This window comes from uncultured Thiothrix sp., assembly GCF_937873765.1.
Taxonomy (GTDB): Bacteria; Pseudomonadota; Gammaproteobacteria; order Thiotrichales; family Thiotrichaceae; genus Thiolinea.
In genome coordinates, this window is record NZ_CALMZC010000014.1 from 167,364 (window position 1) to 193,835 (window position 26,472).

General features: G+C 45.2%; 28 protein-coding genes. 16 read left to right on the top strand and 12 right to left on the bottom strand.

Annotated elements, in window-relative coordinates:
- Entirely contained in the window at positions 1 to 759 is a 759-nt protein-coding gene (locus tag Q0307_RS04035; RefSeq protein WP_298656920.1) for a DUF3050 domain-containing protein, read from the top strand.
- Between the two features lie 4 nt (positions 760 to 763).
- On the opposite strand, the gene ispB is transcribed toward Q0307_RS04035, so the two are convergent.
- Positions 764 to 1,732, bottom strand: a complete 969-nt coding sequence (gene ispB / locus Q0307_RS04040; RefSeq protein ID WP_298656923.1) for an octaprenyl diphosphate synthase — start codon at positions 1,730 to 1,732, stop codon at positions 764 to 766.
- A gap of 176 nt (positions 1,733 to 1,908) precedes the next feature.
- On the opposite strand from ispB, the gene rplU reads away from it, so the two are divergent.
- From rplU to Q0307_RS04080, 8 genes are all read left to right on the top strand, one after another.
- Positions 1,909 to 2,220 (top strand): 50S ribosomal protein L21, encoded by a 312-nt coding sequence (gene rplU / locus Q0307_RS04045; RefSeq protein WP_298611711.1) that lies wholly within the window; start codon positions 1,909 to 1,911, stop codon positions 2,218 to 2,220.
- A gap of 13 nt (positions 2,221 to 2,233) precedes the next feature.
- Entirely contained in the window at positions 2,234 to 2,506 is a 273-nt protein-coding gene (rpmA, locus tag Q0307_RS04050; RefSeq protein WP_298611714.1) for a 50S ribosomal protein L27, read from the top strand.
- Positions 2,507 to 2,591: 85 nt separating this feature from the next.
- The gene (cgtA, locus tag Q0307_RS04055; protein ID WP_298656926.1) at positions 2,592 to 3,608 is read left to right on the top strand and encodes an Obg family GTPase CgtA; all 1,017 of its coding nucleotides are present in this window, start codon (positions 2,592 to 2,594) and stop codon (positions 3,606 to 3,608) included.
- A complete protein-coding gene (gene proB / locus Q0307_RS04060; RefSeq protein ID WP_298656929.1) occupies positions 3,598 to 4,725 on the top strand; it encodes a glutamate 5-kinase in 1,128 nt (375 codons plus the stop codon). The genes cgtA and proB overlap by 11 nt, the downstream gene beginning before the upstream one ends.
- A gap of 60 nt (positions 4,726 to 4,785) precedes the next feature.
- Positions 4,786 to 5,169 (top strand): Co2+/Mg2+ efflux protein ApaG, encoded by a 384-nt coding sequence (gene apaG / locus Q0307_RS04065; protein ID WP_298656932.1) that lies wholly within the window; start codon positions 4,786 to 4,788, stop codon positions 5,167 to 5,169.
- Between the two features lie 374 nt (positions 5,170 to 5,543).
- The gene (locus Q0307_RS04070) at positions 5,544 to 6,419 is read left to right on the top strand and encodes a lytic transglycosylase domain-containing protein (RefSeq protein ID WP_298656935.1); all 876 of its coding nucleotides are present in this window, start codon (positions 5,544 to 5,546) and stop codon (positions 6,417 to 6,419) included.
- A gap of 132 nt (positions 6,420 to 6,551) precedes the next feature.
- Positions 6,552 to 7,478, top strand: coding sequence for a branched-chain amino acid transaminase (locus Q0307_RS04075; protein ID WP_298656939.1), 927 nt, complete (start codon positions 6,552 to 6,554; stop codon positions 7,476 to 7,478).
- Complete coding sequence (locus Q0307_RS04080) at positions 7,475 to 7,681, top strand: zinc-finger domain-containing protein (protein ID WP_298656942.1); 207 nt, start codon at positions 7,475 to 7,477, stop codon at positions 7,679 to 7,681. The genes Q0307_RS04075 and Q0307_RS04080 overlap by 4 nt, the downstream gene beginning before the upstream one ends.
- A 46-nt stretch (positions 7,682 to 7,727) precedes the next feature.
- Here Q0307_RS04080 and nhaD read toward each other — a convergent pair whose 3' ends face one another.
- On the bottom strand, positions 7,728 to 9,164 hold the full coding sequence (gene nhaD / locus Q0307_RS04085) for a sodium:proton antiporter NhaD (RefSeq protein ID WP_298656945.1): 1,437 nt from the start codon (positions 9,162 to 9,164) through the stop codon (positions 7,728 to 7,730).
- Positions 9,165 to 9,362: 198 nt separating this feature from the next.
- On the opposite strand from nhaD, the gene Q0307_RS04090 reads away from it, so the two are divergent.
- Genes Q0307_RS04090 through moeB form a run of 3 tightly spaced genes read left to right on the top strand, consistent with a single transcriptional unit; the run spans position 9,363 to position 11,486 of the window.
- Entirely contained in the window at positions 9,363 to 9,983 is a 621-nt protein-coding gene (locus Q0307_RS04090) for a DUF3365 domain-containing protein (RefSeq protein ID WP_298656948.1), read from the top strand.
- A gap of 33 nt (positions 9,984 to 10,016) precedes the next feature.
- Positions 10,017 to 10,733, top strand: coding sequence for an arginyltransferase (locus Q0307_RS04095; protein WP_298656951.1), 717 nt, complete (start codon positions 10,017 to 10,019; stop codon positions 10,731 to 10,733).
- A gap of 9 nt (positions 10,734 to 10,742) precedes the next feature.
- Positions 10,743 to 11,486: a molybdopterin-synthase adenylyltransferase MoeB gene (gene moeB, locus Q0307_RS04100; protein ID WP_298656954.1), complete on the top strand. Its 744-nt coding sequence runs from the start codon at positions 10,743 to 10,745 to the stop codon at positions 11,484 to 11,486.
- A 16-nt stretch (positions 11,487 to 11,502) separates the two neighbouring features.
- Here the strand turns inward: moeB and Q0307_RS04105 are convergent, their stop codons facing one another.
- From Q0307_RS04105 to Q0307_RS04135, 7 genes are all read right to left on the bottom strand, one after another.
- Entirely contained in the window at positions 11,503 to 11,742 is a 240-nt protein-coding gene (locus tag Q0307_RS04105) for a hypothetical protein (protein WP_298656957.1), read from the bottom strand.
- Positions 11,743 to 11,788: 46 nt separating this feature from the next.
- Complete coding sequence (locus Q0307_RS04110) at positions 11,789 to 12,043, bottom strand: MoaD/ThiS family protein (protein ID WP_298656960.1); 255 nt, start codon at positions 12,041 to 12,043, stop codon at positions 11,789 to 11,791.
- Between the two features lie 2 nt (positions 12,044 to 12,045).
- Positions 12,046 to 13,281 carry an FAD/NAD(P)-binding oxidoreductase gene (locus Q0307_RS04115; protein WP_298656964.1) on the bottom strand — a complete coding sequence of 412 codons (1,236 nt, stop codon included), beginning with the start codon at positions 13,279 to 13,281 and terminating at the stop codon, positions 12,046 to 12,048.
- Between the two features lie 9 nt (positions 13,282 to 13,290).
- Positions 13,291 to 15,147 carry an aldehyde ferredoxin oxidoreductase family protein gene (locus Q0307_RS04120; protein ID WP_298656967.1) on the bottom strand — a complete coding sequence of 619 codons (1,857 nt, stop codon included), beginning with the start codon at positions 15,145 to 15,147 and terminating at the stop codon, positions 13,291 to 13,293.
- Positions 15,148 to 15,160: 13 nt separating this feature from the next.
- Complete coding sequence (locus Q0307_RS04125) at positions 15,161 to 15,640, bottom strand: 4Fe-4S dicluster domain-containing protein (RefSeq protein WP_298656969.1); 480 nt, start codon at positions 15,638 to 15,640, stop codon at positions 15,161 to 15,163.
- A gap of 166 nt (positions 15,641 to 15,806) precedes the next feature.
- On the bottom strand, positions 15,807 to 17,672 hold the full coding sequence (locus Q0307_RS04130; RefSeq protein WP_298656972.1) for a DUF294 nucleotidyltransferase-like domain-containing protein: 1,866 nt from the start codon (positions 17,670 to 17,672) through the stop codon (positions 15,807 to 15,809).
- 220 nt (positions 17,673 to 17,892) lie between these two features.
- On the bottom strand, positions 17,893 to 18,324 hold the full coding sequence (locus Q0307_RS04135; RefSeq protein ID WP_298656975.1) for a CBS domain-containing protein: 432 nt from the start codon (positions 18,322 to 18,324) through the stop codon (positions 17,893 to 17,895).
- A 225-nt stretch (positions 18,325 to 18,549) separates the two neighbouring features.
- Between Q0307_RS04135 and rpoZ the strand changes: the two genes are divergently transcribed.
- Genes rpoZ through ppx form a run of 3 tightly spaced genes read left to right on the top strand, consistent with a single transcriptional unit; the run spans position 18,550 to position 22,547 of the window.
- Positions 18,550 to 18,759, top strand: a complete 210-nt coding sequence (gene rpoZ / locus Q0307_RS04140; protein WP_298656978.1) for a DNA-directed RNA polymerase subunit omega — start codon at positions 18,550 to 18,552, stop codon at positions 18,757 to 18,759.
- A 41-nt stretch (positions 18,760 to 18,800) separates the two neighbouring features.
- Positions 18,801 to 20,990, top strand: a complete 2,190-nt coding sequence (locus Q0307_RS04145; RefSeq protein WP_298656981.1) for a RelA/SpoT family protein — start codon at positions 18,801 to 18,803, stop codon at positions 20,988 to 20,990.
- Between the two features lie 42 nt (positions 20,991 to 21,032).
- Positions 21,033 to 22,547 (top strand): exopolyphosphatase, encoded by a 1,515-nt coding sequence (ppx, locus tag Q0307_RS04150; RefSeq protein ID WP_298656984.1) that lies wholly within the window; start codon positions 21,033 to 21,035, stop codon positions 22,545 to 22,547.
- A 4-nt stretch (positions 22,548 to 22,551) separates the two neighbouring features.
- Here the strand turns inward: ppx and Q0307_RS04155 are convergent, their stop codons facing one another.
- From Q0307_RS04155 to Q0307_RS04165, 3 genes are all read right to left on the bottom strand, one after another.
- Positions 22,552 to 23,703, bottom strand: coding sequence for a hypothetical protein (locus Q0307_RS04155; RefSeq protein WP_298656987.1), 1,152 nt, complete (start codon positions 23,701 to 23,703; stop codon positions 22,552 to 22,554).
- A 132-nt stretch (positions 23,704 to 23,835) separates the two neighbouring features.
- Positions 23,836 to 24,300, bottom strand: a complete 465-nt coding sequence (locus Q0307_RS04160) for a glycine zipper 2TM domain-containing protein (RefSeq protein ID WP_298656990.1) — start codon at positions 24,298 to 24,300, stop codon at positions 23,836 to 23,838.
- Between the two features lie 119 nt (positions 24,301 to 24,419).
- Positions 24,420 to 25,619, bottom strand: coding sequence for a VWA domain-containing protein (locus Q0307_RS04165; RefSeq protein WP_298656993.1), 1,200 nt, complete (start codon positions 25,617 to 25,619; stop codon positions 24,420 to 24,422).
- 213 nt (positions 25,620 to 25,832) lie between these two features.
- Here Q0307_RS04165 and Q0307_RS04170 point away from each other — a divergent pair, with 213 nt between their 5' ends.
- Positions 25,833 to 26,402: a DUF2889 domain-containing protein gene (locus tag Q0307_RS04170; RefSeq protein ID WP_298656997.1), complete on the top strand. Its 570-nt coding sequence runs from the start codon at positions 25,833 to 25,835 to the stop codon at positions 26,400 to 26,402.
- The last annotated feature ends 70 nt before the right edge of the window (positions 26,403 to 26,472 follow it).

Here is a 26,472-nt window from a genome sequence, read left to right on the forward strand (position 1 = left end):
ATGACAACACTCATTACTCAAGCTAGCGTCAATCAGTTCGCTGGCCAGCTTGCAAATCATCCAATCTATTCAGCACTGCAGACCCTAAAAGATTTGCAGCGCTTTATGGAGCATCATATTTATTCAGTATGGGACTTCATGTCTTTGATTAAATATTTGCAAGCGGCCGTGGCGCCCACTGTAGTACCTTGGCTACCAAAAGGCGATAGTTCCATTCGCCGCTTTATCAACGAATTAGTGCTCGAAGAGGAAAGTGATCAGCTTGAAGATGGTAATTATTCTAGTCATGTTGAGTTGTATTTACGGGCGATGCATGAGGTTGGAGCAAATACAGAGCCGTTTCTTGAGTTTTTAAGTACAGTGGATGCTAAAGGCGTCGGTACTGCTCTAGATTTGCCTAGTGTTCCAGAAGCATCCCGTATTTTTACCCAACAAACATTTGCCTTTCTAGCCAGTCAGCAGGCACATCAAGTGGCAGCGGCTTTAGCTTTAGGGCGCGAGCATATTATTCCTCTCATGTTTCGCTCCTTGCTTAATCGCATGCAAATCACTACAAGTGATGCTCCGATCTTTCATTTCTATTTAAATCGGCATGTGCACTTAGATGAGGATTTCCATGCGCCTTTATCTCTACGTCTGCTGAATAGTTTGTGTGCAGATGATCCAGTAAAAACCGATCAGGCTTTACAGACCGCTCAGCAAGCGGTGCAAGCTCGCCTGCAGTTTTGGGATGGCGTGTTAGTGGCGCTTAAAGCTTAAACTACTAGTGACTACGATTCGTCGAAAACCAAGCTAGAGCTTCTAAAGCTTGACGATGTGGGCTAGCAGGAAGATACTTTAAATGCTCAATCGCCAGTTGTGCTTCGCGCTTGGCTAGTTCGGCAGTGTAGTTTAAAGCGTTTGTGTCACGGATAGCTTGAATGATTTGTGCTAAGTTCTCTAGTCCACCATGCTCAATTGAGTCACGCAACATTTGAGCGGTAGTACCATTACTTTGGCGCAAAGCTACAATTAGGGGTAGGGTAGGTTTACCCTCAGCTAGATCATCACCAACATTTTTACCCATGGCTTCGCTGCTAGCGGTGTAGTCAAGCATGTCATCAACGAGCTGAAAGGCAGTGCCTAAATGCATACCATAGCGCGCCATGGCTTGTTCTTCTTCAGGGGATTTGCCTGCTAAAACCGCTCCTAATTGACAAGCCGCTTCAAAAAGACGCGCCGTTTTAGAGTGAATGACTTCCATATAACGCTCTTCAGTCGTATCGGGGTCGTGACAATTAAGGAGCTGAAGCACTTCACCTTCAGCAATCACATTCGTCGTGCTGGCAAGAATTTCCATCACGCGCATACTGCCAACATCGACCATCATCTCGAAAGAGCGTGAATAGAGAAAATCACCCACTAAGACCGCAGCTTGATTTCCCCAAACATTGTTGGCAGTTTCTTTTCCCCGCCGTAAATCGGATTCATCCACCACGTCATCATGCAGTAAAGTTGCGGTATGGATAAACTCAATAATGGCAGCCACATCAATATGTCGATCACCTTGATAGCCACAGGCGCGTGCACAGATAAGCGCTAATAAGGGACGCAGACGTTTACCACCACTATTAATAATATAGTGGCTGAGTTGGTTGACCAAAGCGACGTCAGAGTGTAAACGCTGTTGGATGAGCGTGTTGACGGCACGCATATCGTCTGCGGTCAGTTGGAGTATTGTGGTAAAGTCCATTATCGAGCAGCTAGCTGAAAGCACTGCATGCTAGAAACAGCTAAGGATTGTGTCAAGCAATAGTCGCTATCTATCTTGCTTTACCTAGATGAAGTTGAATTCGTTTGACCTAGACCGCTTAAAACAGTAGAATTTCGCGGCTCTTTAACAGGACATTTTTCTGGAGAATCTTAATCATGTACGCGATCATCGTAACCGGCGGTAAACAATACCGCGTCGCTCAAGGCGACACACTGCTAGTTGAAAAGCTAGAAGTGGAAGAAGGCGCAAGCATTGATTTTGAGAATGTCCTGATGGTCGGGGAAGGTGAATCAGTGCAAATTGGTACACCTTACCTTGCAGGAAGTAAGGTGACTGCAACGGTAAAGGCCCAGACTCGCGGCGAGAAAGTGCGGATTATGAAGTTCCGCCGCCGTAAGCACCATCAGAAATGTACTGGTCACCGCCAGTATCTGACAGAAATCGAAATCACTGGTATTTCAGCGTAAGGGGTAATTATCAATGGCACATAAAAAAGCAGGCGGTAGTACCCGCAACGGACGCGATTCAGAATCCAAACGTTTGGGTGTGAAGCGTTTTGGCGGTCAATTTGTATTGGCTGGCAATATTCTCGTGCGTCAGCGCGGGACTCACTTCCACCCCGGCGACAATGTTGGCTGCGGTAAAGATCATACTTTATTTGCGAAAGCAGATGGCGTGGTTACTTTCCAAGTCAAAGGTGAGAAAGGCCGCAAGTTTGTCAGTATTCAGCCCTTATCTGCTGAAAACGCCTAAGGCAAGTTTCGGACACGAATCCTAGAAGCCCCGCCTGTCGGGGCTTTTTCGTGTATGCTTCACAGACGCAAGTCGAGGCAAGGTTATGCAGTTTGTTGATGAAGTCGTCATTCAAGTGAAAGCGGGTGATGGCGGGAATGGCGTAGTTAGTTTTCGCCGGGAAAAAAATATTGAATTTGGTGGCCCCGATGGCGGTGATGGCGGTGATGGCGGTGATGTTTACTTAGTGGCGGATCGTAATCTCAATACTCTGATTGATTTCCGACATTTACGCCACTATGAAGCTGAGCGCGGTAAGAATGGTGCTGCACGCAATATGACGGGCAACCGTGGTGAGGACAAACTCGTACCCGTACCGGTAGGTACAATGGCCTTCGATGAAGAGACGGGTGAGTTGATCGGTGATTTGACCGAACCAGAGCAACGCTTAATGGTGGCTAAAGGTGGCTTTCACGGTCTAGGCAATTTACGCTATAAAAGTTCAGTGAATCGTGCGCCACGCCAATGCAAACCGGGTACTGAAGGCGAGTTTCGTACCTTGCGCCTTGAATTGAAATTATTAGCGGATGTGGGCTTATTAGGCTTACCGAATGCAGGTAAATCAACCTTGATCAGTGCGGTATCCTCTGCGCGCCCGAAAGTAGCGGACTATCCCTTTACTACTTTATACCCGAATTTGGGGGTAGTGCGGGTAGGCGATTTGCAAAGCTTTGTGATGGCAGATATTCCCGGTTTGATTGAAGGTGCGTCGGAAGGCGCTGGTTTAGGGATTCAGTTCCTCAAGCACTTATCGCGTACCAGTTTACTTCTGCATGTGGTGGATATTGCACCTTTAGATGATTCTATTGATCCCGTTGAATCGGTGCACACGATTGAGCACGAACTAGAAAAATACAGTGATGAGTTGGCTGATCGTCCACGTTGGTTGGTCTTAAATAAGATTGACCTAGTGCCTGAAGAAGAGCGCCAACAGCGCTGCCAAACGATGGTCGATGCTTTAGACTGGCAAGGTGAAGTATTCTTTATTTCTGCGGCGACCGCCAATGGTACGCAGGATTTATGTTATCGAATTATGCAGTACTTAGAAGAAAATGCAGAATAGGGCTGAATTTATCCATACGACGCGCCGCTGGATTGTCAAAATCGGTAGTGCTTTGTTAACTCGCGATGGCGAAGGCCTAGATCGTGCGGCTTTGGCCGATTGGGCAGGGCAAATGGCACGCCTACGCAAGCAGGGTGTTGAGATCGTACTGGTCTCTTCGGGAGCGGTAGCTGAGGGAATGAGTCGGATGGGCTGGAAACAAAAGCCTAAAGCCTTATTTGAAAAGCAAGCGGCGGCTGCGATTGGGCAAATGAGCTTGATTCATGCGTATGAGGTCATTTTCCAAGAGCAAGGTTATTTAGCAGCTCAAGTGTTATTGACACACGATGATTTAGCGAATCGCCGCCGTTATCTGAATGCACGTAATACGCTACGCACCTTAGTCGAGCTAGGTACCATTCCGGTTATTAATGAGAATGATACGGTGGCTGCTGAAGAATTGCGCTTAGGTGATAATGATACGCTCGGTGCTTTAGTGGCTAATTTAGTGGAAGCTGAGTTGTTGGTCATTTTGACCGATCAAAATGGCTTGTATGACAAAGACCCACGCAAGTTCACAGATGCCCAACTCATTAGTTCTGGTCGCGCCAATGATGAGCGCTTTTTAGACTATGCTGGTGGAGCAGGAACGATTATTGGTAGTGGGGGTATGCGTACTAAAGTATTAGCCGCGCGCCGTGCCTCTACGTCAGGTTGTGCCACGATTATTGCTTCAGGTCGTGAGCCTAAGATATTAGAGCGTTTATATGCTGGTGAAGACCTAGGCTCGCTACTTTTACCGGATGAAGCGCCACTCGCTGCTCGTAAGCAATGGATTGCCAGCCAATTACAGTCATGTGGCAAGTTATGGCTAGATGCAGGGGCTGCACGGGCTATTCAGAGTACTGGTGGTAGCTTGTTGCCGGTGGGTGTTGTGAAAGTGGAAGGTGAGTTTGAGCAAGGCGAAGTCGTCAGCTGCTTAAGCCCTGAAGGCAAGGTGTTGGCGAAAGGTCTCGTTAATTATAGCAGTGAAGAGGCTGAGCTGATTAAACGCAAACCTTCACGTGAAATTGAAAGTATCCTTGGGTATATTGATGCGCCAGAGCTGATCCATCGGGATAATCTGGTTTTATTATGATTTCGTGATAGGCTTCCTTTGCGACAATCCCCTTTTAAATTAATACGGTAGTGAGAGTGCATGAGCGTTCAAGAGGCTTACGATATTCAAGTTTCGGTAGAGGCTAAATACCTAGAAGCGGAATCTGATCCTGAGCATGATCGCTATGTGTTTGCCTATACCATCACGATTGTTAATCAAGGCACCGTAGCAGCACGCTTACTCACCCGCCATTGGATTATTACCGATTCAAATGCGATGACTCAGGAAGTGAAAGGGGATGGCGTGGTGGGGGAGCAACCTTATTTATCCCCCGGTGAAGGTTTCCGTTATACCAGTGGAGCTGTATTGGATACGCCGGTTGGCTCTATGCAAGGTAGTTACCATTTACGGGCGGATGACGGTCATGAGTTTGATGCGCCGATTAAACCGTTTAGCTTATCTAATCCCCGTTTACTCCACTAAGCCATCTCTATCTTAAATCCCATAGACATAAAAAAAGCTCGTGTAAGTGTTTACACGAGCTTTCCTGTTGTAGTTTCACTTTCCTTGTGAAGACCACGAACTTATTCCATTAACACACAGGGGGCGACCTTGCCCAATCCACAACGGAGTTTAAAAGTTTGCAGTCGGTCATTACAGCTGAAACCAAGATAGGCGGTTGAAAACCGGTTACCAACTAAAAATTCGTCTGCCATCTGTCTGTTAGACAGTGACAAAATAAAAGAAACTTATAAAAATACCCAGCATAAACAATAATACTAAATGGCTCAAACCCCTGCGCCCTTGTTACTTGTCAATCACAATAACTAAGTTTGGACAACCAGAAGTATAATAAAATGAGTGCAATCCAATTTAAGCGTGACATTGTGTGGAAGTGCGTTATTCCACTGGTGCTAGCCACAGGCTTCAGCCAAACCGTATCTGCTGATATTTATATGTATACTGATAAAGATGGTACCCGTTGGTTAACCAATGGTTCTGTTGCCGGTAAAAACGCCAAGCTTATTGCGCGCACCCCTAAATCCAAATCTAAAAAATATGCCGCTTCTAATGATTCCTTAGAGAGTATTGAACCTCTGCGTGTGAGCGGTCGTGCAGGTAGTTGTACTCGGCTGAATCATAATCAAGTTGAACAGCGAACAGCACCTCACATAAGTACTATTCGTAAATATGCTGAATATTACGGGGTGGAGGAAAATTTAATTCGCGCCGTGATGCGCCAAGAGTCTTGTTTTAATGAGGGTGCACGTTCCCAAGTTGGTGCTACTGGCTTAATGCAACTCATGCCGGGTACTGCTGACTTATTAGGTGTCGCGAATATCAATGACCCGCGCCAAAATATTAAAGGTGGTGCTAAGTATTTAGCACAAATGCTGAAGCGCTTTAATGGCAATAAACAACTAGCACTTGCTGCTTATAATGCCGGGCCCGGTGCTGTAGAAAAGCATGGCGGCGTACCACCTTATCGTGAAACTCGCGATTATGTGGTGAAAGTATTATCTGAATACAAACGCTTAGAAAAACATCAACAGCAAAATGAGTTTGTTCAGGCTAATTATTATATGGAACAACCACAACAAGTTAGGCGTAGCTCTACACAACAACGTCCACGCAATAGCTATTCACGTAGTGGTTATCAATTAACGAGTTTCTCTCGTAGCCAAGGTGAAGACTTTAGCGTCTTTACTGGGCGCAATCCTGATCAGTATTAAGCACCTGCTTGTTTCTCTTGGCCTTGCTTTTTCTAGGTAAGGCCTCTTTTTTCACACAAGTCTGGCGTGTTTTTCATAGGCCATGCTATCCTTTTCGGCTAATTTCATTATTCACTACGGGAGTAGATTGCAATGTCAATGGCAGATCGTGATGGCGTAATTTGGCTGGACGGTGAAATGGTGCCGTGGCGTGAAGCTAAAACCCACGTCCTGACGCATACGTTGCATTATGGTATGGGGGTTTTTGAGGGGGTACGTGCGTATAAAGCTGAGCAGGGTACATCTATTTTCCGTTTAAAAGAGCATACCGATCGCTTATTTAATTCTGCGAAAATTATGCGTATGAGCATTCCTTATAGCAAAGAAGAGCTCAATGAAGCACAACGTCAGGTCGTGCGTGAAAATAAGCTAGAAACGGCTTATTTACGTCCTATGTGCTTCTATGGTTCTGAGGGTATGGGTTTACGAGCGGATAATCTGAAAACGCATGTCATGGTCGCTGCTTGGACTTGGGGCGCGTATTTGGGCAATGAGGCGATGGAGAAAGGCATTCGGATCAAAACCTCTTCCTATACGCGCCATCATGTCAATATTGCGATGTGTAAGGCTAAAGCCAATGGCAACTACATTAACTCGATGCTGGCGTTACGTGAAGCCTTAGATGATGGTTATGATGAGGCTTTACTATTGGATGTTGAAGGCTTTGTCGCAGAAGGCAGTGGTGAAAACTTTTTCTTGATTAAAGATGGCGTGATCTACACGCCTGATTTAACCGCTGCTTTAGATGGGATTACACGTCGTACTTTATTAGCAATGGCGAAAGATTTAGGCATTGAAGTACGTGAAAAGCGGATTACTCGTGATGAGGTCTATATTGCGGACGAAGCTTTCTTTACAGGTACTGCTGCTGAGGTAACACCGATTCGTGAATTAGATCGTCGCCCGATTGGAGAAGGTGTGCGTGGCCCGATTACAACGAAATTGCAGCAGCTATTCTTTGATATTGTGCATGGGCGCAATCCAGCTTATTTAGCTTGGTTAACACCGGTGGCTGCATGAAAACACCGGAGTTAAAGGACTATAAAAGCCTGAATGATACGCGAGAAGTCGTAGTTAATGCTCAGGATTTACCTTTGCATTGCCCAACCAATGAAAATGCTCTGTGGTGCGCTCACCCTAAAGTGTTTTTACCGATTGATACTTCGCCTGATAAGACCTATCGCTGCCCCTATTGTGGGACTTTATATCGTTTAATGAATTAAGCTGGGCAGGCTCAAGCAGTCGTCAATGGCTACTTGAGCCAAACCATTAAAACATACTGCGATTAAGCAGCATGTGAGCAGCAATACTGCCGAAATAGCCGAGTGCAATCACAGGTGTCCACCTCAGGTGACTCATAAAAGTGTAATGCCCACGCGCTTGCCCCATAAGAGCTACTCCAGCGGCAGAGCCGATGGATAATAAGCTACCGCCAACACCTGCAGTTAAAGTTACCAATAACCATTGCCCAACAGGCATCTCAGGATTCATCGTTAAAACCGCAAACATGACAGGAATATTATCTACTACTGAAGATAATAGGCCGATGGCGATATTGGCATAAGTAGCGCCCAACTGACCGTAGAGTAGTTGTGAGGCCATTTCTAAGTAGCCAATAAAGCCCAAACCACCTACGCACATAACTACTCCGTAAAAGAACAACAAGGTATCCCATTCAGAACGGGCGATTTTGTCGAAAATATCAAATCCCTGTCTAGCTGTGGGTTGCACATGCGCCATGTTGGATTCAAAGGGGTCAAAATAGCCGCGAATCCGCGCTCGATGATAGGTTTTCTTTAAGTAATAGCCATAAAGTTGGAGTAAAGCCAAACCTGTAAACATTCCCAATACCGGTGGTAAATGCAGTGAGTTATGGAAGGTAACGGCTAGCGCAATGGTGAAAATAAATAGAGCTAAAATGGCAAAGGCCCCGCGTTTGACCGGAACGGGGCGCGAATCAAGAGTCTGTGGTGCGCTTTTGGAAACGGTAAAGCTCATGATTAAAGCCGGAATAAACCAGTTGAGGACAGACGGGATAAACAGTGCAAAGAACTCCCAAAATTCTACTACACCTTTTTGCCAAACCATTAAAGTGGTGATGTCGCCGAAAGGGCTGAAGGCGCCACCGGCATTCGCCGCAATCACGATATTGATACAGGACACTGCAATAAAGGCGTGATCATCCCTTCCCACGGCGAGAATGACGGCACACATCAATAAAGCCGTGGTCATATTGTCGGCAACGGGCGAGATAAAAAAGGCCATTACCCCAGTTAACCAGAAAATTTGTCTTAGATTAAAGCCTTTATGTAGTAACCAAGAGCGCAAGGCATCGAAGATACGTCGCTCTTCCAAGGCATTGACATAGGTCATCGCGACTAATAAGAATAAAAATAACTCTGCGTATTCTAATAAATTATGCCGTGCTGCTTCAGCGGGTAAACCACTCTGTCCACCATAGGCAAGCGCAATGGCGACCCAGATTAAACCTGCTGCTAAGATGACCGGTTTAGATTTACGTAAATGCGTATATTCTTCTAAAACTACTAAGGTATAAGCGCTGAGGAAAGCGATTAGAGCAAAATAACCAGCGGTGTGATTGGTTAAATCAAGACGTGTTTCGGTGGTAGTTGTGACTGCCCAAGCAAGCTCTGGTAAAGCGCTCAAACAGCAGATGAGTAACCAGTTTAAAGATCTATATGGCATAAGCGCCTCCTAGCACTGTGATGTTGAAGGGAGACTAGATTTTATGATGAAAGAAGCACTTAGCTTCGCTTTTGAATCTCGCATCTTCTCTAAAATGAGTCTAGTCTTTTTTGGTAAACTATCCATTTAGATGGATTATTTTGCCCCCACAAGCCAGCAATGATATATAGACCAAAATTTTTTCAAAAAGGGCATGCTATGAAACAGTTGTTATTATTAGGATTGGCAAGTTTATTAGTCGCTTGCGGTGGTAAAGAAGAACCCAAGGTATCTAACACCACTACAACACCGCCAACAGCCTCTACACCGCTTGATAAAGCTGCTTTAAGCGAGCAAGCTAAAAATGCAATCAAAACGTATGGTGGTAGTTTAAAAGCAGAGTTGCAAACGGCGATGCAAGCGGGTGGACCTGTCAATGCCATTAGCGCTTGCCAACTAAAAGCTCCTGAAATCGCTAAAACGGTCTCTGAAGCTGAGCAGTTGCAAATTTCGCGGGTTAGCCTGCGTAATCGTAATCCAGTGATGGGTGTACCGAATGAATGGCAAACTCAAGTCCTGAATGATTTTGAAGCCCGAAAAGTAAAAGGTGAAGCGCTTGAATCCTTGGTATATTCTGAATTGGTAGAAAACGGTGGGAAGCAGGAGTTTCGTTTTATGAAAGCTATTCCGACAGAAGCGATGTGCCTAACTTGCCACGGTAGCGAAATTAGCCCAGCAGTCATGACTCGCCTAAAAGAACTGTATCCGCAAGATAAAGCGACTGGTTTTAAGGAAGGTGATTTACGCGGGGCATTTGCAGTGGTAAAAAATTTACCTTAACCCCAAAGAATAGGCAGTTTAGGTTTGAAAAGCATGTTATCCAATGCCTTGGAGCTTTATATCACGGCAGCCCATGAATGCCCTTACCTCGCAGAGCGTAAGGCAACTAATCTGCTTGTCGATCCGGCTTATGCTATGGATAATCGCACCTATAGCCATTTGCTAAATAAAGGTTTCCGTCGCAGTGGAAGCGATGTCTATCGCCCTTGCTGCTACCGTTGCCAAGCGTGTATTTCCACTCGCATTCCGGTCGAGCGCTTCCAACCTTCCCGCAGTCAAAAGCGCACTTGGAAACTGAATCAAGATTTGATAGTGCGCATCAATCAAGACGGCTACAAGGATGCATATACTGAGCTATATTTAAGCTATGTGCGCTCGCGGCATACTGGCGGTGGGATGGACGATGATACACCCAGCACCTTTGCAAGCTTTATCCTAACGCCTTGGTGCCAAACCGTACTGATTGAGTTTTGGAAAAATGAGACTTTATTGGCGGTAGCAGCGACGGATTGGCTGAAGCAAGGTCTATCTTCGGTTTATACCTTCTTTGATCCAAAGGAGGGAAGTGAGCGAGGTTTAGGCACTTTTGCTTTACTTTGGCAAATTCATTGGGCAACTGAATTAAAATTGCCTTATGTTTACCCAGGCTATTGGATTAAAGAATCGCAGAAGATGAATTACAAAGTACGCTTCCAGCCTATAGAGGGCTTTGTTAATAATCAGTGGGTACAGCTTGAGAAGCCAGATTAGGAAGCCAACATGGATTTAAGCGACGAGCAACTCTTGCGCTATAGCCGCCAAATCCTCCTTCCACAATTTGATGTTCAAGGCCAAGAGCGCTTACTGCAAGCTACTGTACTTATCTTTGGCTTAGGAGGGTTAGGTTCTCCAGTTTCTTTATATTTAGCTGCCAGTGGCATTGGTAAACTTATCCTAGTTGATCCCGATCATGTCGATTTAAGTAATCTGCAGCGGCAAATTGTGCATAGTGAAGCAACAGTCGATCTGCCAAAAGTCAATTCGGCTCAACAGCGTTTACAAGCCATTAATGCCAGTATTGAAATTAAAACTCATCAGCAAGCTTTTACTGGAGAAGCACTCGTTGCTCTAATTCAGCAAGCTGATTTAGTTCTCGACTGCACCGATAATTTAGCCACTCGCTTAGCGATTAATGCTGCTTGTGTGCAGGCTAAAAAGCCCTTGGTGTCGGCTGCAGCAATTCGCTTTGAAGGGCAGATTGGTGTATTTCAGGCTACTGAAACTTCACCTTGTTATCAGTGTTTCTATGGCAAGGTTGTAGACTTGCCACAAACCTGCACGACTAATGGTGTGTTAGGACCAGTGCTGGGTGTGCTTGGGAGTATGCAAGCGATTGAGGCGATTAAACTGCTTACACAGATCGGCGAACCTTTGGTAGGACGTATGCTGTTATTTGATGCGCTCAATATGGAGTGGACAGCGATTCGTGTACCTAAGCGAGTTGATTGTCCAGTGTGTGCCTAAACGGGCTTTTTTTAAGCTAACCGCCACCGCGACGATAGTAAAGGTCAAACTGCGTCAAAAACTGCTTGATTTCAGTATCACTTAGGTCAATGAACTGGATGTGCATCGGTAGGTAGGGAAGCGCGAGTAAAGCAATTCTGCGTACTTGCTCAGCTTGCAGTTGAATAGTCACTGAGCCATTCGCAACAGCAACAGTGATGAACTCGTCACTCGTTTGATAACTATAATTGCGCAACGCAGAGGGCAGAATTTGCATGAATTCTGCCCGTGTAAAACCCATTTCTCGATATAAAGCTTGCAGCCTAACCTCCTGCAACGGGTGGCCAAATAGCGACAGCATCATTAGGTTTTAGCGCAAAGGCTTGATCACGATCCCTATCACAAACAAACACCCCATTCACTAACACCAAATGTGCCATTGGCCGGGGTATTTGAAAGCGGTCGATTAACTCATTTAAGCTAATCGATTCTAGGACTTCGATCTCAGCTTTATTGTGCTTAGCACCTGCGGGTAGCAAATCGCCAAGGTGGGCGTAAAGTTTTAAGGTAATCTGCATGATTAAGCAACGCGCTGCTGTAAATAAGCCTCCATAAAGCGGCTTGGGTTATCCATCAAATAGTCTTTCCACTTCCCTAAGCGAGTGCGATTTTGAATTAAACCCCGCAAAGCCCCAATATGCTGTGTCATACCTAAAGTATTCGCGCCGACCAGACGCTCACCTTTGAATTGCAGGTTGATGTAGCGATAGTGCTCAGGGTCATTCAAAGTCGCTGACTCGCCATTTTCGACACCTTGCCACAAGCCAAAAGAGGCTGAAATCAGTCCCATGGTGTCTAGTACATTCATATTGACGCTGCCTTGGTGCAGGTAATGGCCACCGGACATATTCGTCGCAGCAATAAAACCATGCTCCACTGCAGTCGGCTGAATCGCTTGTACACTATAATCGCCGGTAGAAAAGTCCCTACCTTCTGCTACATCGCCGGCTGCAAAGATGTCAGGATGGTTGGTTTGCAAACGTCGATTGACTAAAATCCCGTGCCTCGTTTGGAGCCAGCCTTTAGCCAATTCTATATTCGGCTTTACCCCTGTTGCGCAAATCAGTAAATCCACTTGCATAGCGGGCTGAGTCTCCAGTTCAACATAGAGCTTTTCGCCTGCTACACTGACTGCTTTCACTTTAGTGGAGGTGAGCACGCGCACACCTTGCTGCTCACACCAGCGTTTTAATAAGCCACCGGATTGTTCATCCATCATGCGTGGAACCATGCGATTTTCCATTTCCACCACAGTGAGATTCACGCCACGCTTAGCTAGAGCTTCCAGAATGATACAGCCGATAAAGCCCGCCCCCATGAGAATGACATCATCACCTGCATTCGCTTTAGCAATAATTCGGCGCGCATCCGCCAGCGTCCAGCAATTGGTTACCCCCGGTAAATCCATGCCCGGAATCGGTGGACGCACTGCTCGTGAACCCGTAGCAAGCAGCAATTTGTCAAAGCCAAGTTGGGAACCATCTGCCAAAGTTAGTTGATGATTATCCACTTGAATATTGCTGACATGTTGTTGAATGCATTGAATTCGCTCGCGTTCAAAATGAGCAGGTGCTTTGCGTAGATGCGTACCTTCTTCTGCAATATCTCCGATCAAATGATAAGGGATAGCCATGCGTGAATAGGGCGGCTCTGGCTCGTCACCAATTAAGGTAATGGCTGCTGTAGATTCACGTTGCCGTAAGGTTTCAGCGGCCACGACACCGGCAGGGCCGGTGCCAATGATCACATAATTCATAGGCAATCCTTAGCTAGGTAAGCCATAGCGCTGCCGAGTTTCTGGGGTGAGCTGGCCTTCTGTTGTCCAACCACGCAGTTCATAGTATTTCGGTAGCATCGCTCCTAGATCACAAACCTTGCCTTCAGCGGGGCCAACATTCGCGGCGTCCTTCAATAAACGCTTAGGTAAGGTGTCATCAGCCGCAGTTAAGCCTGCCCGCATATTGAAATCACGCTCGAGTTGCCAAATTCGCGCACCGACTTCAGCACATTTCTCAACTGACCAATCCCCTTCACAAGCAGCATCGATCTGAGGAGCGATATTGTCCAGTGACCAAGCGAAAGTAGAGAAGATGCATAGGCCAGAGGAGTCGACGGCTGCAGTCGCATCTTGGAAAGCAATAACCAACTCTGGCTTGCCATCAGTCGCTAAAGGATCAGTTTTGACTGGAATCCCTAGTACCTCAGAGGACACCGTATAGCTACGTAAATGGCAAGCTCCCCGATTTGAGGTGGCATAAGTTAAGCCCATGCCTTGGATACCACGTGGGTCATACGCTGGGAACTCTTGGCCTTTGACGGTCATCGACAATTCTGGGCGACCATACTTTTCGCACAGCCGCTTAGAACCTAAACCGATTTCTTTACCAAAACCTTCCCCCCGTGCAGTTAATTCGGCGATTTTTACTAGAGCTTCTGCAGAGCCAAATTTCAGTTCAATCCCACCTGTTTGTTCAGTGGTAATGACGCCATCTTCAAATAACTCCATAGCAGCGGCTACGGTAGCACCAAAGGAAATCGGGTCAATGCCATCTTCATTGCATAGGAAATTTACATACGTCAGTGCATCCAGATCGTCGACACCGGTATCTGGCCCTAGTGCCCATGCGGCTTCATATTCTAAGCCGCCAGAATTGCCCCAATATTGTGGTTTATCTTTGACGCTGAAGTGAGTGCGGTCAACACTCGAAATCCGCCCACATGCAATTGTGCAGCCAAAGCAACCACCATTGCGCGTGAGGTTTTTCTTACCATCGGAAGCACGTGGCTCATGCATGGCTTCACCCGAGACACTATGTGCGCCTTCAAAGCGTACTTCACGCATATTACGGGTTGGTAAAGCACCTAATTCATTAATAACATTCATCAGCACTTGCGTGCCATAAGTAGGTAAGCCAGCCCCCGTGACTGCATTCGCGGCTAGTACTTTCTTATGCTCGAAAGTCGCATCCATGAAGCGTTTCATGTCTTTGATATTTCCCACACCACGTGTACCGCGTAAAGCAACCGCTTTCACATTTTTGGAGGCTAGCACCGTACCAACACCAGAGCGTCCTGCTGCACGGTGCAAATCATTTACCACAGCAGCGAATAAGTTGCCGCTTTCAGCCGCACGCCCAACACAAGCAATCCGAATCTGTGGGTCTTGATGCTTTTTATGAATTTCTTCGTCGGTTGCCCAGACTGATTTCCCCCAAAGATCCTCAGCAGGAATGAGCCGTGCTTGGTCGTTTTCTACATATAAGTACACAGGAGTAGGGGATTTGCCTTCGAGTATAATCATATCCCAGCCAGCATTTTTCATTTCAGCACCAAAGAAGCCACCCGAGTTAGAGCAAGCAATCGTGCCTGTTAAGGGGCTTTTGGTGATACAAGAATAGCGTCCACCCGTAGAAGCCATCGTGCCAGTCAATGGGCCGGTCGCCATAATAAATTTATTATCAGGGCTTAAAGCACCGACCTGTGCATCCACTTCTTCCACAAAATAGCGGGTGGCTAAGCCACGTTGACCCAGATATTGCTGCGCCCATTCCATATTCAGGGGTTCAGCACTGATTACGCCATCCGTTAGATTGACGCGTAGAATTTTTTTAGTCCATGCCATCTTCTAATCCTCTTTAGGCGTGTGTTGAAGCTTGAGTATCAGTTTTTGCAGCCCACATGCGCATGCGCTCTAAACCCGTTGCATTCGCATCAATGTAGGTGATCGCACCCGTTGGGCAAGCTTCAGCGCATTTAGGATCACCACCACAGAGATCACATTTAATGACTTTACCGGTAGAAGTATTGTAGTTGACCGTACCAAAAGGACAGGCAATCGTACAAACCTTACAACCGACACAACGGTCATTCAGGATATATTTAGCACCAGTAACAAAGTTAAGCACAATGGCATCGACGGGGCAGGCTTGCATACACCAAGCTTCATCGCATTGTGTGCAGGTATAAGGCACAAAGCGGCCTTCATCGTGGAAAGTAAAAACTTTAATGCGGGATTTAGAGGGGTTGAAAACACCTTCATTCTCATAAGAGCAGGCCATTTCACATTGTAGACAACCGGTACATTTCTCCGGGTCGATATGTAATGATTTTTGCATCGATCATCCTCCGTTAACCGTAACAAGACAGCATTTTTTAAAATAGCTTATTGGCTGCTATCCATGATTAAAGCACAAGGTTGGTTTAAGGTTGGTGTTTTGTAGGGATATTGTCTAAGCACTCTTGAGTTTGGAGTGCTCAGACCGATTAAATGAGGCGTTTGGCTTAACGGAAGTTATCAGCTTTATAACGAGTGGACATGAAATCTTGAAGATTGGATACGACTTCAAAAGCGTCTTTGAGGTGACGCCGCTCTAAAGCCGATAATTCTTCAGGGGGTACATAGTTATTCGGCTTTTGACCTTGCTCAATTTGCTTGGCTTGATGCTGTAAACGCACCATGCTAATGAATTCAAAGGCATCTTTGAGATCATCGATGTTTACTTGAGTAATACCATTACTAGCGGCAATCGCATCCAAACGCTCCCAAGTATTCACCGCATGTAAACCTCCGGCTAGGGCGTAAACGCGTGCTAGGTCAATGACGGGCACCACGCCGCGTTTTTTCATATCCATGCCTTTTTCATCGCTATCAACACTTTCTTTATCCAGCACGAAACTACGGAAAAAGCCAATCGGTGGGCGATGACTTAAGGCATTACTGGCCATAAAGGCTTGGAAAATAGTTCTTGATTTAGTTTTAGCTAAGAAGTCTTCTTGTAAGGATTCAAGTAAGCTGCAATCACCGTATAGACAACGTAAATCAAAAAAGATACTGGCATTTAATAAAGCTTGACCGTTAGGTGTGTCGATCCAATTATTAAAATAACTGCGCCATACGGCTAAGGGTTGTCGCCATTGCTCATTGGTTGCCATGATATTGCCTGGGCAATACACATAGCCACATTCATTCATGCCATCGCTGACAAATTTAGCCACATCTCGGAAATATTGCCCATGCTCGGCTTCATTATATGTATCCGACAAAATCATGCCGTTATCTTGATCAGTATGCGCAGTTTGCTCGCGGCGTGCCATTGAGCCTGCCACAATGAACGCGTAAGGAATGGGTGGTTTACCAAACTGTTGTTCAGCCATTGCGATTAAGCGGCGCACAATGGCTTGCCCAATTGAGGTAATCGCATGCCCTATATCATAAGCAGGCAAACTTTGCTTGACTAAACCCACTAAAACTTTCGGTAAGTTTTTACTGAGTTCACTTAGACGTGCTACAGTTTGTGCACAGTAAATATCCGCTACTAAATAAATAGCGCTATGCGTTTGTCCACGTAACAAATCAGTCGCAGAAATCACCCCTACGATCTCATTTTTATCAATGACTGGGACATGCCGGATATTCCGGCGTGCCATTAACAACAAAGCTTCAGAGGCTTGATTGTTGGGAGCTAAAGTGAGGGGTTCTAGAGTCATAATTTCTGTGACTGGCTGATGGATATCTAAGCCATGCGCAACAATCGAGCGGAAATCTGCATCGGTTACAATCCCCGCCAAATGCTGCGTTTCATCGACTACGAGAGCGGTGCGCGAGCTATGTTCATTCATTTGCTGTGCGACTTTTTGAATGGTCGTGGTTTTGGGAACTAACATCGGCTGCTTCATCAAATCACTGACATGTAAGGTGATCATGGCGTGATTATCAGTATTGCGTAGCTCTTGTAGGGCATTACGCACGCGATCTGCTTTATGCTCAGAGAAATAGCTGGCAAAGCGCTGATAGCTTTCAAACAACCGCATAAAGAGATTACCCGATAGGGTATAGAACAGAGAGTCTTCTAAAGCACGGACGGTTAAATTAACCTCACCTCCACGTATGACAGAGCGATGGCCAAACCAGTCGCCTACTCCAAACCGCCCATGCAAAATCCCATCTTCACGCACTAATTCGACTGCACCATAACGAATTAAAAAGACATGATCATTGGTTTTGCCAATGCGCATAATTGTTTCGCCTTGCTCAGCGTTGATTTCTTCAACAGAAGCGGCTAATTCATCAAGAGTTGCAAGGGGAAGACCCTTTAATGGCATAGTTTGTGCCAGATAGTCGCGGATTTCTAAGGTTTTTTTGTCCATGAGAGAGTTCCAAGCTAAATTTTAAATCTGCGGTGCGCAAGCTGATTGCTGCATTGCAACAGATAGAAGTGTATAGCTTTTAGCTTACTATGAATTTGATATGCAGCAAAAACTACGCGGATAGCTTGTTAAGCAATACGAGAACACCTAACTTTGGACTTTGCCCACAAAGTTGTGTCTATTGAGCATGCAGGACAAGACTGCATGCTGAGTTGGTGGATTATCCTGCAATATAACGTTGAAGCTCGGCAATCATGAAGCGTTGCTCATCCATAATGACCTTCATCACATCTCCGATCGAAATAATCCCAATCATGTGACCTTCACTGTCCGTAATGGGTAAATGACGAATCCGCCGCTCGGTCATAATGGACATACAGTCATGGACGGTTTTATCAGGTTGAATCGTAACTAGTTTAGCGGTCATTATGTCCTTAACCGCAGTTTCCCGTGAGCGTTTACCTTGTAAGATGACCTTACGAGCATAGTCACGCTCTGAAATAATCCCAACCAATTCTTTATTTTTAACCACAGGCAGGGCACTTAAATTACGCTCTGCCATAATAGTGAGTGCATGATACACCGTATCATCAGGTGCTACTGTTGATAAAGTCTGATTGGCACTGTTTAAAAACTCCCTGATTGTTCTCATATCCTCTCCCTCGTAGGTTTTTGGTTGCGTAAAACTAACTTGAGTGATGCTGCAGTGCACTATAGCATAGGACTATCTTTTCGACATTTCTGAAGAGTGCCATAGTTTATTGAATGGGTAAACTATCCCAAGATAAAGATATGTGCATACAGTTGGCTATTTCTTTTTGATAATACTCAGATAGAATAGAAAGTTTTCCAAAACTTCCTGTAAGGAATATTGAACATGGCACGTGTTACCGTTGAAGATTGTCTACCTTACGTAGAGAACAATTTTGAGTTAGTACTAAAAGCAGCCAAACGCGCACGCGATATCTCTCATGGTGCTCAACCTTTAATTGACGAAGAAGGGGACAAACCAACTGTGATTGCCTTGCGTGAAATTGCAGCTGGTTTATTAAACAAGAAACGTACCCAGGATTTTGATGTGGGCTAACTAACCACAAGGCAAGGGCGATATGTTGAGGGGCTTAGCTAATGAACGACTCAGTACCTCCGAATGATTTTTTTCGCGCGAATGATCTGACGCGGACGGTCGAGCGTTATATGACCCCAGAAGAGAGTTCGCGAGTCTATGACGCTTTTTTGTTGGCAGCACAGGCACATGCAGGTATCACGCGTAAATCTGGTGAGCCCTATATCACACATCCTTTAGAGGTCGCACGTATTTTAGCAGATATGCATCTGGATGCAGATGCAGTCTGTGCGGCTTTGTTGCACGATGTTTTAGAAGACACGGATTATAGTTATACCGATTTAGAAAATCGCTTCGGTAAAGTAGTGGCTGATTTAGTCGAAGGTGTGACTAAACTAGAGTCCGAGCAATTCACTGATAAAAACGCAGCCTCAAAAGCAAGTTTCCAAAAGTTTATGCAGGCCATGTCGGATGATTTCCGAGTGGTCATCATTAAACTGGCAGATCGCTTACATAATTTGCGTACTTTGGGCTATAAAAAGCCTGCTTCACGCCGTCGTATCTGCAAAGAAACTTTAGATATTTATATTCCATTGGCGCATCGGATGGGTATGAATGCTTTGCGTCGTGAACTACAGTCTTTAGTTTTTGAGCATTTATACCCTTGGCGTTATTGTGTTTTAAGGGCTGAATTAGACCGCTATTTAGTATCCGTTAAAGAACTGAGTGAAACCGTCGAAAATACAGTCAGTCAACGGTTAAGCGAAACTATTTCCAATCCGCTAGTCTTTATCCCGGATAAAAATCTTTACCGTATTTATGACAGCATGAAAAACGGTGAATCCTTTGATGAAGATAAAGAAGTCATTGAATTGCGCGTGCTAGTTGGTACGGTGGACGAGTGTTATCGTGCTTTAGGCATTTTGCATGCCACTTATCGCCCACGTCCCGGCAAATTCTTAGATTTTATTGCCACACCGAAGTCCTATGGTTATCAAGCTTTACAGACTCTATTGATTCCAGCGGGACAGCGCCGTCAAGTAGCAGTGAAGATTCAAACTCGTTCAATGTATCAAACGGCTTTGTTTGGCATTACTGCTCAATGGCGGTATCCAGGGCAAAATGCAGGGCAGCGTTCTTTATTTACTCAAGAAGCGCTCAAGCGTTGGCAAGAGCAAGTGCGCGATTTAGATTCTAAGGCGGGTAATGCGTCTGAGTTTTATGACGATATGCAAGCTGATTTATATCGTACTGAAATTTATGCTTTTACGCCTAAAGGGGAAATGAAAGAATTTCCACGAGGTGCTACACCTATTGATTTTGCTTTCGCGATCCATACAGAAGTGGGCTTACACTGTACGGGTGCGAAAATTGATGGCAAAGAAGTGCCTTTGCGCACCCGCATTCCTGATACGGCAACTGTAGAAATCTTGACAGATGACAAGGCCGTACCTCAGCCCTCTTGGTTAAATTATGTTGTTACTGGACGGGCACGGGCTACCATTCGCAATTGGTTGCGCCAGCAAACCAATGCAGAGCAATTAGATTTAGGTAAGCACCTATTGGAGAAAGCTTTGCATGATCGTTCATCGAGTTTGGAAAAAATTAGCCCTCACATGTTAAGCGAGTTTTTGAGAGTATCCAACTATCAAGATCTAGACGAGCTGTACATGGCGATTGTGCATAATGACCAGTGTTCACGCTTAACGGCGCAGCGCCTAATTAGTATGGAAGGTAATTCAAGTAATAGTTTCCTAGCGATGGGTGATAATGATACGCCATTGGTGATTAAAGGGACTTCAGGCTTAGCAATTCATTTTCAGACATGTTGTTATCCCTTACCGCAAGAGCCGATTCTGGCTACCTTAACATCTAAGAATGGTTTGGAAGTCCATCGGGATGGCTGTGCGGTTTTACATGCACAGGCAGAGCCACTTGATATTTTATCGGTGGCTTGGGCTGAGCAGCAGTCTGAGGAAAAGTGTTTCCTTGCAGGGATTCAAACCCATGCCCATAATGTGGTCGGCGTGCTACACCACATCACTCAGTTGATGCACCGCTTAGATGTCAATATTGAGGCCGTCAATACGAGTGGGGATCGTCGGGTTAAGGAAACAAATTGGGTGTTATGGGTGCGGGATTTAGCCCACTTAGAGGAAATTATCCATCAAGTTGAGCGTGTACCCTCTATTCTTAAAGTGAAGCGCTTAGAAGCAACTGATAAACGTAAACCAACAAGCCTTGATGATTAAACCCTAAGGCTGTTGCGGCAGCCAAGCGGGAGAACAATCATCATGTCGAGTAGGTTGGCGAGCGAGCAGCGGATTGCTGCTGTTGATTTGGGGTCAAATAGTTTTCATATGATCGTGGTGAGCGTCGATGCGGTAGGCAATGTACGTATTCTCGATCGCTTACGTGAGCCAGTGCGTTTAGGTAGTGGCTTAGATGAGTTTGGCAACTTGTCACTGGAAGCGAGACTACGCGCACTGGATTGTTTACACCGCTTTGGCGAGCGCTTGCGCGATTTTTCTTCCACCGAAGTTGCTGCGGTAGGGACTAACACTTTACGCATGGCGCGCAATTCGCGTTCTTTCCTAGATTTAGCGGAAGAAACTCTTGGTCACCCGATAGCAGTGATTAGCGGGCGCGAAGAAGCGCGTCTAATCTATTTAGGGGTGTCGCATTCTTTAAGTGCGACTGAGGATCAAACGGCACGTCGCTTTGTGATTGATATTGGTGGAGGCAGTACCGAGCTTATTATTGGTCAGGGCTATGAGGCGCTGTATACAGAAAGCTTACGGATGGGTTGTGTGAGTAATACCCGTCGCTTTTTCCCGAATGGATCTTTAGATAAAAATTGTTGGAAAGAAGCGATTACTGCCGCGCATTTAGAGCTAATGCCTATCCAGAAAAGCTATCGTGATATTGGTTGGGAAGCCGCAAATGGTGCTTCAGGGACGATCAAAACGGTAGAAAAAGTTATCCAACAAGCAGGTTTAGCAAATTTCGGCATTACCCTTGGACAGATGTACGAAATTCAAAATCGGATGATCGCGGCCAAATCGATTGATAAGCTGCAATTACCCGGTTTAAGTGAGGATCGTAAACCCATTTTTGCAGGGGGGTTAGCTATTCTCATCAGCGCTTTTGAAGCGCTACAGATTAAACAGATGTTGGTGTCTGAAGGCGCCTTACGTGAGGGCTTGGTCTATGAGCGACTTAATCGCCTGCATCAAGAGGATTTGCGTGGCAAAGCAGTCCTAAATTTACAAAGTCGCTTCCAAGTGGATGTCGTGCATGCGCAAGCGGTACGCAAAACTGCTTTAGAGCTGTTTGATGCTTGCCAAGTTGCATGGAAATTATCCACAGAATTACGTGAAGTGTTGTCTTGGGCCGCTGATTTGCATGAGATTGGTTTAGCCGTATCACATAGCGGCTATCATAAACATGGTGGCTATTTATTAGATCATTTTGATTTGGTGGGTTTTTCAACCGAAGAACAACATTGGCTAAGCTTATTAGTGCGGACGCATCGGCGTAAAATTTTCCCTCAACTTTTTGAAGGTTTAGAGGCCAAACGCTCACAACAAGCAGTGTATTTGAGTGTAATTTTACGCTTAGCCGTACTCTTACATCGTGATCGTAGCGGGCAAACTGCTTTGAATATCGAAAAGCTAGAAGCCAGTGAACAGTTACTAGATTTGACCTTTGAAGATATTGAGCGTGACCGCCCCTTATTAGTGGCTGATTTAGAAGAGGAAAAGAAATTCTTAAAAGGGATTAGTTTTCGCTTGAAATATTCGATCTAAGCACTTAGCGCCCTTTCACTTTTGGTGTAGTAGGCGCATACGCCTCTTCAGCTTGTGTGACCATCTCATTCACAAACTTCAAGATATTTGGAATTTGTACCTCAAGCGTAGCATCCAAATGGGCGCTTTGTTTCACTGGTAACTCAATACCTAATTGCTGCAAAGCGGCTGGAATTTCAACCGCATATAGAAGGCGGTACTCAGCATAAAGATTGTGCTGCAAGGCAGTTTGCCAAAGCTGCAAAGTACGTCCTAGAGGTAAATCACGATAGCGCTGTATATAGTTTTTCACAGTTTGAATCTGCTGAAAAATATGCGCCCGCTGATTAGTCAACATGGTTAGGCTTTCGAGCACATTATTTGAGCCATTCTTATTCAGCCACTCCATGATCTGTTGACGATTATCCGGCTTATAAGAAGTCAGCCCCTGCTGTGCTGTTGGCAGCTTATTAGATTTCAGCATCGTTTCAGCAGCCCGCATAGCTTCAATAATATACTGAGCTTGTTTAGCTTGATTATCTATATCATCACCACGTGTCTGCTGAATATCTTGGATCAAGCGTGTTACTACGGGCTGAAATTTCTGTAGAGTATTTTCGCTGTTGCCCGTGCTGTAATGTACCCAAAAATTACGCAATTGCTGACTCACTTCTAGATAACGTTGTGAGTAGCGCTTGTAGGTTTCTTGGCGTAATTGATAAATCCGATTGAGGAGTGGAATTTGCTTGGGTACAGAGGGTGCAAACTGTTTGATCTTAACAAAAAATGCATCTAAGCCCTTAATATCACGATATAGAGAAGTGCGGTTATCGTATAGTTCAGAGAAGTTTTCTTGCTCAAAACGAGCTAATTTTTGCTCTTCAGTAAGCTTCTCTTCCGGCTGATTGAGGATATCCTCGGCTAAAATCGAGTCTGAATTGTTAGTGGTCGCTACTGGATTAAAAGTTGTATTGTTGTGCCGCCAGTGATTCAACTTAAAGGCGTAGCTGAGCCAAATAAGACCAGCCAGCATGATCACTACTAAAGTGATTAAGCCACGTTTTTCAGGCGCAATATCTAAATGTGGGTTTTCACCTAAAAGCCATTGCCAAAGCAGGTAGAGGCCTAACAGCCCCAGAATGATGTAAAACAGAAAAATAATATCAGCAAAACCCAAACCACTCTCTCCAGCGAGCTATAAAAAGTCTATTAAGAAGTTTAGATTAGCTCGTTCAATACGGCTTGAGCTAGTGAAAACCACTCTGCTATTTAGCATAGCAGAGGGTAGGTCTGCAAAGGCGGGAATGTTTTAGTTAACGGCTTGCCATTGACCGTTAGCACCACGGCAAGCATTCATTTGAATGTTTTGCTGTTGACCATTGATATAACCCACGACAGTGACTGGACGGCAAGCAGTTTGCTGACCTTGGTAATTAGAGTTGTAAATATTACCCGGAGTCGCTGTATAGCTATAACCCGTGTTAGGATTCTGCCAAGTAGCTGGACGGCCAGAGTAAATGGCACTACCCACTTGTTGTTGATCATAGGCATCCATGGATGCACCAATTTGACCACCAATATAACTACCTAACATAGTACCGGCGATCGTAGCAGCAACTTTACCATCGCCTTTACCCAATTGATTGCCAGCTACACCACCTAAAACAGCACCCATCATGGCGCCACCTTGAGCATTATTCGGCGGATTACAGCCTGCTAAAGCGAAGCTAGTAGCCAGTAAGACGGCAGCTACTTTAGTCGTTGTTTTAAACATTTGGGAAACTCCTTTATCATAAGCTATTTGTTTAACCTTGTTCTTGTTAGATTAGCCCAATGAGAACTATTCTGTTGGCTTAGACTAGCGACTAATACGCAAGTTCTAAAAATCCCGCATTATTTATCCGTAAAGTTGAATGTGTAATCTGTCACAGCGTCTTGCGTTACCTTTAGACTAGCCTCTAAGATTTTTTTATCTAAGAGCGCCTTGATACGATATTCACCAACAGCCAAACGTGTTTTCATCGATTCTTGAAAAACATGCCGAGAGATAAATTCGCCCTTAGTGGTATATACAGCATAGTTCACGGCTACTGGTTGCTGAGTTTTATTCAGTGCGTTTACTACAAGCTCGCCAGTAGGGCCGATATTAAAGGTTAAGGGGGTAGCCTTACCTGAATGAATCGTGACATTTTCAGATTTTTCTACCGTCTGCCAAATAGCTTTTACGCGATACTCACCCGGTGGCAAATATTCAGTGACACGGTTACGAGCAGAAAAATTCACCACGTTCGTGCCATCAGGATGATAAATCGAATAGTTAGCACGTAAAGGCTCGGGGTTACCCTCTGCTAAAATATTTAGCTCTACACTGCCTGGCTGAGATTTTTTATCAATCAAAGTACGAGTAGGTTTAGCAGCTTCGGTAATACCAACCGCTTTGGCTTGTACGCCCGCTAATAGAGTTTTTAAGCGCTCTGTGTCGGTGGCAACTACAAAAGCACCTCGTCCATTCTCAGCAATACATTCTAGTTGAGCTTCTTTTTCCGCACGGAAGCCCACTACATCAATTTGTAAGCTCGGATTGGCCTCGACTAATTGCTGAGCTGTGGCACAAGGGTCGCCTTCACAACTTTCAATCCCATCACTGACTAATAAGATGTGGGCATTTTCCGTTGGTAATTGTTGAGCAGCCTCTTTCAAAGCAGCCGCAATCGGTGAACGTCCTTTGGGTTTGAGTTTGTAAACTTCTTTGAGGACTTTTACCAGATCATAATTTTCTGGTTTCACGACTAGATTAAAATCATTACAGCCGGTTTTTTTGCCTTCAGACCCATAGGTGAGTAAGCCAAATTGAATATTCCCCTCAGCACTTTCTAATAGAGTACGAATACTTTCGCGAGCTGTGATAATTTTGTTCACCTTATTGAGTTGCCCCCACATGCTATTGGAGCCATCCAAAATTAGCATTGTGGTTTGACGCGGCGAAGAGGTGTCTGCTACAGGGGCAGGATTGGCTGGAGGGGTTGGTTCATTAGCCAACAAAACTGGACTGAGTACGACTGTAAACGCCGCCCCGAGTAAAACACGCAACATAAAAATCTTCTTCATTATGAATGGGGTATTCTGAATCTTGCTGCCAAGAGTAGCATTATCTAAACAAAAATGTAGACCAAGACAGCAATGAGTGGCGTTATTTCCAGAACAAGCACCTAAGAATACGATAGATGGTTAGGTGAGACATAACTTGCAGGTTTTAGTAGATGTCTTTATTGTGGGCAAGTTTGTTTTCTAGCGGAAGATTAACTTATGCCTTTATCTAAGCCAGTTGAGCGCGAATTGGCTCATACCCGCACGATTATCTGTCACGGCTATGAGCGCAAAGATGGTCTATGGGACATTGAAGCCCAGATTATTGACACCAAACCTTATTCCTTCCCGAATAAAGATCGTGGTGGGCGTATTGAGGCCGATGAAGCTTTGCATGATATGACGGTTCGCTTAACTGTGGATGAAACTCTATTAATCCATGCTGCTGAAGCGACTACGGATTATGCACCCTTTAACTACTGTACAGTGATTCACCCAGCTTATACTAGCTTAGTCGGTTTGCGGATTGCGCCCGGTTGGAGTCAGAAGCTTAAGGAAATCTTTGGTGGGACTCAAGGTTGTACGCATATCACCGAATTATCATCTACCCTAGCGACAGCAGCTTTTCAAACGGTAGGGGGTTCAAAAATGCGGCGGAATAATTTTGTTGCTGACGATCCTCAAGCGATTCCTAAGCATTTAAATACTTGTCATGCGTTAGCTTTTACCAGTCCAGTGGTCTTAGAGCACTGGCCACAGGCTTATCAACCACCTACCTCTGACTCATAAGAGATAGGCTGACTTTAGTTAGCTCCCCATTTAGTTATATTGTAAATACGATGCTTAGCAGGCTATAACC